The sequence below is a fragment of the Pantoea sp. PA1 genome (genome assembly GCF_056856975.1).
The window spans coordinates 1,223,943-1,236,598 of sequence record NZ_JBXGEE010000001.1 but is presented as its reverse complement, the minus strand read 5'-3'; the positions used below and the strand labels follow the sequence as shown (position 1 = coordinate 1,236,598).

Below are 12,656 nucleotides of genomic sequence, written 5' to 3'. Positions count from 1 at the left end.
CGGGGCGCGTCCCCGGAACAGTTCAGAATGTGCTATTATGCGCGCAATTATTTTCACTGAATCAGCTGGTTATCCCGGCGTCCAGGGCGCTGTTTCTGCAGCGACACTGTCTGAGTAAGGTACGTCACTATTATGTCATCTCCCGATACGTCTCCACTGACCGCGCTCCGGGCCCGGCTCGACGGCTTAATGCTTCGCGATCGCCAGCGGCTGCAGCGCCGTCTGCAGGGGGCCAGAAAAGTCAAAAGCCCCGAGGCACAACAGGGCATAGCCCGCGAGCTGGAGCAGGACGTTTTCGCCGCTGAACAGCGTGTAGCCCAGCGGCGCGCGGCGACGCCAGCCATCACCTTCCCGGACAATCTGCCTGTCAGCCAGAAACAGCAGGATATCGCTGAGGCGATTCGCGATCACCAGGTCGTGATTGTGGCCGGGGAAACCGGCTCGGGTAAAACCACGCAGCTGCCGAAAATCTGTCTGGCACTGGGGCGCGGCGTGACCGGATTGATTGGTCACACCCAGCCCCGTCGCCTGGCGGCACGCACCGTGGCCAATCGCATCGCCGATGAGCTGAACACCTCGCCCGGCGGCTGTGTCGGCTATAAAGTGCGGTTTAATGACCAGGTCAGCGAGCTGACCCAGGTCAAACTGATGACCGATGGGATCCTGCTGGCGGAGATCCAGCAGGATCGCCTGCTGATGCAATATGACACCATCATCATCGACGAAGCCCACGAGCGCAGCCTGAATATCGACTTCCTGCTCGGTTATCTGCGTGAGCTGCTGCCGCGGCGTCCCGATCTCAAGGTGATCATCACCTCTGCGACCATCGACCCGCAGCGTTTCTCGCGGCATTTCAACGATGCGCCGGTTATCGAAGTCTCCGGCCGCACCTTCCCGGTGGAAGTGCGCTACCGGCCGGTGGTTGAAGAGGCGGAGGATGGCGACCGTGACCAGCTGCAGGCGATCTTTGATGCCGTCGATGAACTCGGACAGGAGAGCCGGGGCGATATTCTGATCTTCATGAGCGGCGAGCGCGAAATCCGCGATACCGCCGACGCGCTGAATAAACGCGACCTGCCGCACACTGAAGTGCTGCCGCTGTATGCGCGACTGTCGAACGCCGAACAGAACCGGGTGTTTCAGTCGCACAGTGGCCGCCGCATCGTGCTGGCCACCAACGTGGCGGAAACCTCGCTGACGGTGCCCGGCATCAAATATGTGATTGACCCCGGCACCGCGCGTATCAGCCGCTACAGCTTCCGCACCAAAGTGCAGCGTCTGCCGATTGAGCCGATTTCTCAGGCCTCGGCCAATCAGCGTAAAGGACGATGCGGACGTGTTTCCGACGGTATCTGTATCCGCCTCTACTCGGAAGAGGATTTCCTGAGTCGTCCGGCCTTTACTGACCCCGAAATTCTGCGCACCAACCTGGCGTCGGTGATCCTGCAGATGACCTCGCTGGGGCTAGGCGATATCGCGGCGTTCCCCTTTGTGGAAGCGCCCGATAAGCGCAATATTCAGGATGGTATCCGCCTGCTGGAAGAGCTGGGCGCGCTGACGCTGAATGAAGAGACGGGTCACTACACCCTCACCGGCTCCGGGCGACAGCTGGCGCAGTTGCCGGTCGATCCGCGCCTGGCGCGAATGGTGCTGGAGGCGCAGCGGCTGGGCTGTGTGCGCGAAGTGATGATCATCACTGCGGGCCTGTCGATTCAGGACCCGCGCGAGCGTCCGGCAGAGAAGAAGCAGGCCTCTGATGAAAAACACCGGCGCTTTGCTGACAAAGATTCCGATTTCCTGGCCTATGTCAATCTTTGGAACTATCTGGCGGAGCAGCAGAAAGCCCTGTCCGGCAACCTGTTCCGACGCCAGTGCAAAAGCGACTTTCTCAACTATCTGCGCGTGCGGGAGTGGCAGGATATCTACACCCAGCTGCGGCAGGTGGTGCGCGAACTGGGTATTCCGGTCAACAGCGAACCGGCCCCGTTACAGCAGGTTCACTGTGCGCTGTTGAGTGGTCTGCTGTCGCACATCGGACAGAAAGATGCCGACAAGCAGGAGTACACCGGCGCGCGCAATACCCGCTTCGCCATCTTCCCCGGCTCCGGGCTGTTTAAGAAGCCGCCGAAGTGGACCATGGTGGCAGAGCTGGTCGAAACCAGCCGCCTCTGGGGGCGGACGGCGGGACGCATTGAGCCGGAGTGGATTGAACCGCTGGCGCAGCATCTGACGAAGCGCAGCTACAGCGAACCGCACTGGGAGAAATCGCAGGGGGCGGTGATGGCAACCGAGAAGGTCACGCTCTATGGCCTGCCGATTGTTGCCGCGCGCAAGGTCAACTACGGCAGTATCGATCCCACCCTGAGCCGCGAACTCTTTATCCGCCACGCCCTCGTCGAGGGCGACTGGCAGACGCGTCACGCTTTCTTCCGCGCCAATCAGAAACTGCGCAGCGAAGTGGAAGATCTGGAGCATAAATCCCGTCGCCGCGACATTCTGGTCGATGACGAAACGCTGTTTGCTTTTTATGATCAGCGTATCGGCAAAGAGGTGGTCTCGGCCAGACATTTTGACAGCTGGTGGAAACGGGCCAGCCGCGATAACGCCGACCTGCTCAACTTCGACAGGCAGATGCTGATCAAAGAGGGCGCGGACAAGGTCAGTCAGCTCGACTATCCCAACTTCTGGCATCAGGGCAACCTGAAACTGAAGCTGAGTTACCAGTTCGAGCCAGGCGCAGATGCCGATGGCGTGACGGTCCATATACCGCTGCCGTTGCTGAATCAGGTTGAGGATAGCGGCTTTGAATGGCAGATCCCCGGCGTGCGCCGTGAGCTGATTATTGCGCTGATTAAGTCGCTGCCGAAACCGCTGCGCCGCCATCTGGTGCCTGCTCCTAACTACGCCGAGGCGTTTCTGGGAAGGGTGACGGCGATGGAGATGCCGCTGGCAGATGCGCTGGCGCGCGAGTTTCGCCGCATGACCGGCGTTACGCTGGAGCGGGAGAACTGGCAGTGGGAACAGGTGCCCGATCATCTGAAAATGACCTTCCGGGTAGTCGACGAGCACAACCGTAAACTGCTGGAAGGCAAGGACCTCACCGCGCTCAAGGCCCAGCTGAAGGACAAGGTGCAGGAGACGCTGTCGAAAGTGGCCGATGACGGGCTGGAACAGAGCGGGCTGCATCTCTGGAGCTTTGGCGAACTGCCTCGCAGCTATGAACAGAAGCGCGGCAGTTACCAGGTGAAAGCCTGGCCTGCGCTGGTGGATGAAAAAGAGAGCGTCGCGATCCGCCTGTTTGACAGTGAGCAGGAGCAGCAAAAAATGATGTGGCGTGGCCAGCGTCGTCTGCTGCTGCTGAATGTGCCGTCGCCGGTGAAGTATCTGCACGAGAAGTTACCGAACAAGGCCAAACTCGGACTCTACTTTAACCCCTATGGCAAAGTGCTGGAGCTGATCGACGACTGCATCGCCTGCGGCATCGATAAACTGATGGGGGAAGCGGGCGGCCCTGCCTGGGATCAGGCCTCGTTCGAGCAGCTGCGTGACAAAGTCCGCGGTGAGCTTAATGAGACCGTGGTGACGATAGCTAAGCAGGTAGAGCAGATTCTGACGGCGGTCTTTAACATCAATAAACGGCTGAAAGGCCGGGTGGATATGACCATGGCGCTGGCGCTGTCCGATATCAAAGCGCAGTTAAACGGACTGGTCTATCGGGGCTTTGTCACCGGCAACGGCTGGCAGCGACTGGCCGACACGCTGCGTTATCTGCAGGGTATCGAGCGGCGACTGGAGAAACTGCCTGCCGATCCGCACAGCGATCGGGCGCGGATGCTGAAAGTTCAGGCGGTGGAACAGGCGTACCAGGCGTGGCGCAACAAGCTGCCGCCGCAGCGTCAGGATGATGAAGAGGTGCTCAGCATTCGCTGGATGATTGAAGAGCTGCGCATCAGCTACTTTGCTCAGCAGCTGGGTACGCCTTATCCAATCTCAGATAAGCGTATTCTGCAGACGATGGAGCAGATAGCGGGCTGAAAGCCGGGTGCGCACGGAGCGTGCGCACCCGACAACCACTCAGGCTGCACGCAATTACTGCGCGAGGGATTCCAGCTTATCTTTAAATGAGGTGACCGCAATCGCGCGGTTGTCCGCCAGATAGCGATCCTTTGCCGCGGGAGCGGAGCTCTGCACCGCAATCAGCTGCCAGCCTTTGTCGCTGTTGAGCAGCAGCGGTGAACCGCTGTCGCCGGGCAGGGTATCGCACTGATGTGACAGCACGGCGCGCTGCGCCCAGCCGGTAATCAGACAGTTGCTGTGGGAATAGAGGGTATCCAGGTGATCGGCCGGATAGCCCGCCTGCGTCACTTTACGGCCGGTCAGCTTCAGGGCGGCCGTCAGGTCGCTGCGCGAGCCCTCAAACAGCGGGATAGGGGTAATGGCCGACGGTGGATTGCGTAATATCACAATGCCATAGTCATACGGCGCCGCACTGCTCGGCACGATCCAGCCTTCACCATCCGCCTTTAACTTGGAGGCCAGCGAGGGCTCAACCCGCGCATCAATGTCATGCAGTTCATAGCGCCAGCCTTTGTCGCTGGCCATAAAACGCAGCGCAACCGGCTTATCAAAGTTACCCGGCGGGGCGAGCAGACAGTGTCCGGCCGTCAGCGCCAGATGGGGAGAGATGAGCGTGGCTGTACAGAGGTTACCGCTTTCTGTTTCGAGCTGACCAATCGCATCCCAGGGAGCAGCGGTGATATCCGTGATTGCCTGGCGATGATCCTTGCCGAAGAACAGCATCTTAATTTCAGCCGGTGTCGGCGAATCATCGTCATCATCGGCATGAACCGTCGTGGCAAAGCTGAAAAGTCCAACCATTAACAAGGTAGCCAGGCGCATAGAAATCTCAATGGCGAGAAAATAGACGTTATTGTTATCACGTAAGAACGGTAACTATAGTCGGTGAGCGTTAAAAAAGGGAGTTTTATCGGTTAATCAGTACGCTACAGCAGTTAAATAAAGAAGCTGGCAGCAACGATGCCACACAGGATCATCACAAGCAGAATAATTTCGAAGCGATAGCGACGCACCATTTCATCCACTCCAGTAAAGAAACACCCGGCAGAACCGGGTGTTTTTAAGCATTATCGCGTGGCTGTGCGCCTGAGGGCGATCTTATTTAGCCGCTGATTTAACAACTTTCTTGTGGTGAACTTTCTTAGCTGCCTGCGCTTTCTGAGCAGGTTTTACCGCTTTCTTGTGATGAACTTTTTTCGCAGCCTGGGCTTTCTGTGCAGCGGGCTGAGTGGCTTTTTTGTGGTGAACTTTTTTAGCTGCCTGCGCTTTCTGGGCAGCAGGTTTTACCGCTTTCTTGTGGTGAACTTTTTTAGCTGCCTGCGCTTTCTGAGCAGCATCTTTTTTCACCGCTTTTTTGTGGTGAGTCTTTTTAGCAGCCTGCGCTTTCTGTGCTGCTTTATGGTGTTTCTTGTGTGCAGTTTTGTGAACGGTTTTAGCCGGTGCAGCTGCGGTGGTTGTGGTGGTCGCTGTTGCGGCTGGCGCAGCGGCTGGCGCAGCTGTGGTTTCAGCAGCGAAAGCAACAGAAGACATACCCATAGCAGCGGCGACAACCAGTGCAAATAATTTTTTCATTGCAAATCCCTCGGACTCTTTTTTCATGTGTAGCCCACTGCGGGGCCGGTGAAGAGACTATAGGGAAATCAACAAAGCCTGTCCGTGGGTGTTTGGTATCGGCGTGTAACCGATTGTACAAAGGGGGAAAGGGCGGCGTGATGGCCGCCCGTAGGGTCAGTTCTTCAGATAACGCTGTTCAAGATGCTGGCGGAAATAAGCCGGGTTCAGCGCTTCGCCTGTCGCATTGATCAGCAGCTGGTCGGTGGAGAAGCGGCTGCCGTGCTGCCAGATGTTCTGTTGCAGCCAGTCGAATACCGGCTGCAGTTCGCCGTGCTGAATCAGTTCGCTGAGCTGAGGAATGGCGGTCTGGACGGAGCGGAACAGCTGCGCGGCGTACATCGCGCCCAGCGTGTAGGTGGGGAAGTAGCCAAACGCGCCATCGGTCCAGTGAATATCCTGCATACAGCCATCGCGATAGTTGCCGCGGGTATCCAGACCCAGCGACTGCATCATCTTCTCATCCCACAGCGCCGGAATATCCTCAACCTCTATCTCCCCTTCAATCAGCGCCTGTTCGATTTCGTAGCGCAGAATGACATGAGCCGGGTAGCTTAGCTCATCGGCGTCCACCCGGATCAGGCCCGGCTTCACCTGCTGGGTCAGACGGATGAAATTATCCGCCTGCAGGGCAGGCTGGTCGCCAAAGGTGGCGATGATGGTCGGCAGAATGCGCTGCAAAAATTCGCGGCTGCGACCGAGCTGCATCTCCATGAACAAGCTTTGTGACTCGTGGATGGCGGTAGAACGCGCCAGCGCCACCGGCTGCCCCCGCCACTGCTGCGGCAGATTCTGCTCATAGCGGGCGTGGCCGGTTTCATGGATCACACCCATCATGGCGCTGAGAAACTCAGCCTCATTGTAACGGGTGGTAATACGTACATCTTCCGGCACGCCGCCGCAGAAAGGATGCGCGCTGATATCCAGGCGACCATGATTAAAGTCGAAGCCCAGCGTTTCCATGATGCTCAGTCCGAGCTGGCGCTGCGCAGGCACGGCGAATGGCCCCTGCGGCGTAACGATCGGCTGCTGTGCCTGCTTCTCCACGACCTGCTGTAACAGATCGGGCAGCCAGCTTTTCAGTTCGCCAAACGTCGCATCCAGCCTGGCGCGGGTCATGCCCGGTTCATAGAGATCGAGCAGAGCATCGTAACGCGAGCAGCCGCTGGCATCGGCGCGTCGCTGCGCCTCTTCGCGGCTCAGACGCACCACCTCTTTCAGGTTGGTGGCAAAGCCGTGCCAGTCGTTAGCCGGGCGCTGAGTGCGCCACGCATGTTCACAAACCGAACCGGCAATCGATTTGGCTTCCACGAACTCGTCAGGCAGCAGGCTGGCCTGCTGGTAAGCACGCTGCATCTCATGAAGATTGGCCCGCTCAACATCGTTCAGCGACGCCTGCTCTGCGGCCTTCAGCCACTCTCCGACCTGGGGAGCCGTCAGGATCTGATGCTGCAGAACGCTCATCTCGGCCAGGGCTTCACCCCGCGCCTGACTGCCGCCTGGCGGCATCGTGGTCTGCATATCACAGCCGGCGATGGCCGTGACATGGCTGAAACGGGAGAGGCGCTGGAAGGTCGCGCTAAGGTGCTGATACGCTGAGGTCACGTGAGACTCCTTGTAGTGTTTAACGCAGCGGAATTTCCCGCAAGGGTAGATCAACCGGCCAGCAAAAGCGAACGCTGGCTCCGCCCAGCGGGCTGGCCTCAATGGTGACCTGGCCGCTCAGCGCCTGCGCGATAGAGTGGACAATCGCCAGCCCCAGTCCGCAGCCACCCGTGGCGCGATCGCGGCTCGGATCGAGCCGGACAAAAGGTTCGAAAACCCGTTCCCGCTCTTCTGGCGGAATGCCCGGACCATCATCCTCCACCTGCAGGCAGCCGGTTGCGCCGTCGAACCATAAGCTCACCCGCAGTCGCTGCTGCGCATAACGCAGCGCATTATTGACCAGATTATCCAGCACCCGCTCCATCAGGCGGCTGTCAGAAATCCCGATATTTTCACGCTGTGGCAGGTCGAGATCGATCCGGACATCGGGATTGATGGTGCGGAAGTCATCGAGGCGCTCGCGCAGCCAGCTGGCGAGATCCTGCGATTTCAGATTGAGATCCACGCGTGGCCGATCCAGCCGCGCATAGGTCAGCAGCTCCTCAATCAGGCTTTCGAGCTGGCCGATGTCGCGGTTCAGCGCCACCCGTTCGGCGTCCGTGAGGTTATCGCTCATCTCCAGCCGGTAGCGCAGACGCACCAACGGCGTCCGCAGCTCATGAGCGATGCCGTCGATCAACTGCTTCTTACTGGCGACCAGGGTGTTGATGTTTTCGGCCATCTGGTTAAAGGCGATACCGAGCCGGAACAGGCTGGAGGTGCTGTCAAAATGGGTGCGCACATCCAGCTCACCGCGACCAAAGCGCTGAGCCGCTTTTTCCAGCCGCTGCATCTCCTGCCAGTGGGGGCGCAGCCAGATAAACACTGGCAGCGCCAGTGACATGCCGATAAAGACCAGCAGGGCAATATCGAGCAGCCGCATCTGATGCAGATAGAACAGATAGGGGATAGGCCCCACCGACAGCACGTAGTGGCTGCGCGGGATATGCTGCAAAAAGGTGTACTGGTCGTCGAGCGCCACAATCTCACCGGCGTGCAGGCGGCGCATATTGGTCTCATCGAGCTGGAATTTGTTCATCGGCTCGATATGCAGGTCAAACGAGAGGCCAAGATCGAGGCTCTTGATGGTTTTGTTCCAGTCGCGCGGGGGGATCTCCCGCAGTTCGCTGCGGATCAGGTAGAGCGAGCTGGCCATCAGGTCATTCATCGACTGTCGGCCTGCGCGCTCGGCGGTGAACTTATAGACCAGTCCCACCAGCAGCGCCATCACCAGAAAGCAGACAAACAGCAGCAGATAGAACTGAATAAAAAGCTTTCTCATAGGACGCGGGTATCCCAGGCCTGAGGCGCAAACAGGTAGCCTTTGTTGCGGATGGTCTTGATACGAAATGGCTCGGTGGCGCTGTCGTGCAGCTTTTTACGCAGACGGGAAATGGCCACGTCGATACTGCGATCCAGACCGTCATAGCTGACGCCACGCAGGGTTTTCAGCAGCGCATCGCGGTTAAGCGTCTGACCGGCATGGCTGGCGAGGACCCAGAGCAGGTCAAAATCGGCCGTAGAGAGGGCGATCTGTTCGTCAAACAGCGTCACCTGTCGATTGAGGGCATCGATGGTCAGCGATCCAAAACGCAGCATACGGTTCGCGGCAGGAATTGCGGGCGCATCCTCCGGCTGCGTCTGCTGAGACTGACGCAGATGCAGGCGCAGACGGGCCAGCAGGACCGCGGGTGGCGTGGTCTTCAGGATGTAATCCTGCGCGCCCATCTCCAGCGCCAGAATATGGTTCATGTCGCTGTCGAGTGAGGTGAGCAGCACAATGGGCCCCTGCCAGTTGGCCCGTAAATCACGGCAGATCGTCATGCCATCCTTGCCTGGCAGCATGATATCCAGCATCACCAGATCGGGTTGCTGTTCGGCAATCACCGCTTCAGCGCGGTCGCCGCGCGTCTCAACAATCACTTCAATGTCATGACGGCCCAGGTAGGCCGCAATCAGTGAACCCACTTCGGGTTCATCTTCTACATAAACAATTTTGTTCATAGTTTACAAAGCAGAGACAGGGATGGACGAAAGCATATCTTTTCCTGGTCCTGAGCTCTACGCTACCGCACGAAATATCCTTAGCTTGCTGGTATATAACCGGCAAAATGTGCAATCATTAGCGCGGCCTTTTTGCGCCAGGTTTGGGATATCGTTGATTATTATGAGGAGCATTAGTGTGTCTGATAAAGAGCTGGCATCAGCCATATACCCTGACCGCATCTGCTTCAATTACAGTGACTTTCTTTCCGCTTCCTGCAAAAAACGCTGGAGCTTTGTCGATGCGATTTATGGCGTGATGCCGATATTTGGCATGGTGACACGGAAATCAGCACACCGCTTACAGGGCAGTGACGACCCGTTAAAAGAATTAGCATTACAAATCATTTCTACCCAGGTGAGTGACGAAATTAACATCGCGCGCCTGGTCACTCTCGCGGAACAGCAGCAGATCAGCCGCTTTGATATCCAGCTCCCTTATCCGCTGTCGGCGGAGCAGCTGGATGCCATTCATCATGAATATGCCAAGCCGCTGAATCTCACACAGCAGGATGACCTGCTGTGTGTGTCGATTCCGGTGCAGTCACACTAAGCGCACCTTCCGCGTTACCTCGTCAGCTGCCACACGGCGGGCAGCGTCGCCGCGATCAGTAATCCCATCACAATCCGCTCCGGTGCGGTCAGTGCAGAGGTCGCGCGGCCTCCCCGGCGGGCAAAGAGAAACAGCAGCAGGCCCGGCGTATAGAGCACCACCGACATCATCAGATGCAGGGGGCCTGAGGCATAAAGCAGCCAGATGCCATACAGGCTGGCACCGAGACCGATCGCCATTGCCAGCGGCTTGTGCTGTCCCCGCACGACTTTGATCAGATACAACCCCACCAGCAGATAGGGCACCAGAATCATCTCCGAGGCGATGGTCAGCAGATTGTTGTAATCCGCGCCGGTCACGGCGATCAGAATCAGGCAGACCTGAATACTGCCGTTGGTCAGCCACAATGAGGCGGCGGGCGCGTTGTGGCGATTTTGCCGGGCAATGCTGCGTGGAAAGGCACCCTGCTGCGCGGCAATCAGCGGCACTTCGGCAGCCATAATCGTCCAGCTCAGATAGGCGCCGCAGACGGAGATGATCAGGCCGATGGCAATCACCGCATCGCCCCAGTGTCCCATCAGTCGCGTCATCAGTCCTGCCATGGAGGGGTTGCGCATCCCGGCCAGTTCGGCACGGGGCACCACGCCCAGCGACAGCAGCGTCACCAGCAGATAAACCAGCAGGGCGGCCAGCACCGCCAGCAGGGTAGCGCGTCCCACATCTTTTTTCTGACGTGCGCGGGCAGAAACCACCACGGCACCCTCAACCCCGATAAAGACCCACAGGGTGATCAGCATCGTCTGTTTGACCTGTTCCCACAGGGGTTGCCCCAGCGTGACGCCGGAAAAGTCGACCCGGAAGCGATCGTAGTTAAACGCCATCACCGCCAGCACGATAAACAGCAGCAGCGGCACCAGTTTGCCCAGCGTCGCCATCAGATTGATACTGGCCGCAGTCTGTACCCCGCGCAGTACCAGCCAGTGAACCAGCCACAGCAGCACCGAGGCCCCCAGCATCGCCTGCCAGGTGTTGCCATCCCCAAAGATCACCCGATCCGGGGTATCTGTGAAAAAGCTCAGGGCGGAGAAGACGATCACCAGATAGGAGACGTTGGCGATGACAGCACAGAGCCAGTAGCCCCAGGCGGAGCAGAAGCCTGTCAGTTCACCGAACCCGGCGCGGGCGTAGGTGAAAATGCCGCCGTCGAGTTCTGGTTTCAGGCGGGTCAGCAGCAGCATCGCCAGCGACAGAAAGATGATGCCGACGCCGGTAATCAGCCAGCCCAGCAGCAGCGCCGCCGGACCCGCCACCGCAGCCATATTTTGCGGCAGACTGAACACGCCGGCACCCAGCATGGAACTGAGTACCAGCGCCGTCAGCGCACCGAGACCTAATTTTTTCTCCAAAACAACCTTCCCGCTAGCATATATGGCTGGATAAATCGGATTTCATCGCTGGGTTATCGCAGACTCGCGGCAGAAAACAGGGACAAACTCCGGCAAAACAGGCGGCAGATTTTACGGAGTGTGGCGGGGGATGGCAATGCGTGACTATGCAAATCCGCGCAGGAATTATGCAAACAGCAGGGCGGCGGGCGCCGCCCTGAAGAGATTACTTAAACAGGTCAGCGGTGACGGTCAGGTTACCGCCACTCTGGTTCTGCCACTGACGGGTCACGTGATAAAACTTCGCACCTTTATCAGACGCACGCTTCGCCACTTCTTCAGAAACTTCGGTAGGGGAACCGAAGTGACCGGTAAACGTCACGGTGTCGAATGGCTGCATCTGCGCGGCCGTAATCGCGTTCACTTCCTGCACGGATTTGCCGTTTGGCAGATTGACCGTGTAACGCTTGCCGGTTGAGCTCTGGGTTTCGAAGAAGCGGCCCACTTTATTGCTCGGTGTCTCAGAGGAGGCGACGCCAGGGATTTCAACCTGAGCGGCCGCTGCGCCACCCGCAGCCAGTGCAGCTTTACCCGCTTCTGAGTCGGCAGGAATCGCGTTCGGCGTCTGAACCACACGCGCTTTAGCATCCGCTTTATAGACGTAGGCTGTGATGTACTGGTTGCCGCCGCTGTTGGCGTCAATCTGACGAACAATAAAGAATGAGGCGGCGCCTTTCTCTTTAGCCGCTTTTGAAATCGCATCGTTGACATCAGGCTGGCTGGCAAAGAAGCCGCTGACGGAAACAGTGTCGAAAGGTTCGAGCTTATAAGCTTCAGCCTTTGGCAGTTCGTTGACGCCGTTAAAGCGACGGTATTGGGTGGTTTCGGAAGCGGCCGGGGCATCAGCCTTGTAGAGGTCGGCGGTAACGCGCCAGTTGCCGCTGTTGCCGTTGCTGTCGTTGATCCCCTGAATGTAGAAAGAAGCAGCGCCCATCTCATCTGCACGCTTAGAGACCGCATCGGCTGCGTCGCCAATTGCGTTGAAACGGCCGGTGATATTAATACGTTCGAATGGCTTCAACGCGGCCGCTTTTTCTGGCGTTAACTCCTGCGCAGCGAATGCATTAGCTGCCAGCAGGGACAACAGAGTGGACGCCAGAATAGTGTTCTTCAGCTTCATAAAAATAATCCTTCGCCTTACGCAAAAATGAGTACGAAAACGTGCTGGACTCTTGATGTATAACAGATTAGCCGCTGATTATTGCATGTTATAAACAGACTGTCGCAGCGATTTTTTGCGCGATATCGCGTTATTCAACTCCCTGTTTTTCATCTGACTGTCA

The 12,656-nt window shown here is 58.0% G+C and carries 10 protein-coding genes; 2 read left to right on the top strand and 8 right to left on the bottom strand.

Annotated elements, in window-relative coordinates; genetic code table 11:
* Positions 1–132 precede the first annotated feature (132 nt).
* A complete protein-coding gene (hrpA, locus tag AC1V0D_RS06040; RefSeq protein WP_337025162.1) occupies positions 133–4,035 on the top strand; it encodes an ATP-dependent RNA helicase HrpA in 3,903 nt (1,300 codons plus the stop codon).
* Between the two features lie 54 nt (positions 4,036–4,089).
* On the opposite strand, the gene AC1V0D_RS06035 is transcribed toward hrpA, so the two are convergent.
* The 6 genes from AC1V0D_RS06035 to rstA form a co-directional block, all read right to left on the bottom strand.
* Positions 4,090–4,899: a trypsin-like serine peptidase gene (locus AC1V0D_RS06035; RefSeq protein ID WP_009090066.1), complete on the bottom strand. Its 810-nt coding sequence runs from the start codon at positions 4,897–4,899 to the stop codon at positions 4,090–4,092.
* Between the two features lie 113 nt (positions 4,900–5,012).
* Complete coding sequence (gene ydgU / locus AC1V0D_RS06030) at positions 5,013–5,093, bottom strand: small membrane protein YdgU (RefSeq protein WP_009090068.1); 81 nt, start codon at positions 5,091–5,093, stop codon at positions 5,013–5,015.
* 82 nt (positions 5,094–5,175) lie between these two features.
* Positions 5,176–5,649: an acid resistance repetitive basic protein Asr gene (asr, locus tag AC1V0D_RS06025; RefSeq protein WP_058957862.1), complete on the bottom strand. Its 474-nt coding sequence runs from the start codon at positions 5,647–5,649 to the stop codon at positions 5,176–5,178.
* A 156-nt stretch (positions 5,650–5,805) separates the two neighbouring features.
* Complete coding sequence (locus AC1V0D_RS06020; protein ID WP_482907116.1) at positions 5,806–7,293, bottom strand: carboxypeptidase M32; 1,488 nt, start codon at positions 7,291–7,293, stop codon at positions 5,806–5,808.
* Between the two features lie 19 nt (positions 7,294–7,312).
* A complete protein-coding gene (gene rstB / locus AC1V0D_RS06015; RefSeq protein WP_009090073.1) occupies positions 7,313–8,614 on the bottom strand; it encodes a two-component system sensor histidine kinase RstB in 1,302 nt (433 codons plus the stop codon).
* Positions 8,611–9,336 carry a two-component system response regulator RstA gene (rstA, locus tag AC1V0D_RS06010; protein WP_009090075.1) on the bottom strand — a complete coding sequence of 242 codons (726 nt, stop codon included), beginning with the start codon at positions 9,334–9,336 and terminating at the stop codon, positions 8,611–8,613. The genes rstB and rstA overlap by 4 nt, the downstream gene beginning before the upstream one ends.
* Before the next feature lie 178 nt (positions 9,337–9,514).
* Between rstA and AC1V0D_RS06005 the strand changes: the two genes are divergently transcribed.
* On the top strand, positions 9,515–9,928 hold the full coding sequence (locus tag AC1V0D_RS06005) for a hypothetical protein (protein ID WP_111207611.1): 414 nt from the start codon (positions 9,515–9,517) through the stop codon (positions 9,926–9,928).
* Positions 9,929–9,942: 14 nt separating this feature from the next.
* Here AC1V0D_RS06005 and AC1V0D_RS06000 read toward each other — a convergent pair whose 3' ends face one another.
* Both AC1V0D_RS06000 and ydgH read right to left on the bottom strand, forming a co-directional pair.
* Positions 9,943–11,334, bottom strand: a complete 1,392-nt coding sequence (locus AC1V0D_RS06000) for a basic amino acid/polyamine antiporter (RefSeq protein ID WP_111207612.1) — start codon at positions 11,332–11,334, stop codon at positions 9,943–9,945.
* Between the two features lie 205 nt (positions 11,335–11,539).
* On the bottom strand, positions 11,540–12,493 hold the full coding sequence (gene ydgH, locus AC1V0D_RS05995) for a DUF1471 family protein YdgH (protein ID WP_046101882.1): 954 nt from the start codon (positions 12,491–12,493) through the stop codon (positions 11,540–11,542).
* Positions 12,494–12,656 lie beyond the last annotated feature (163 nt).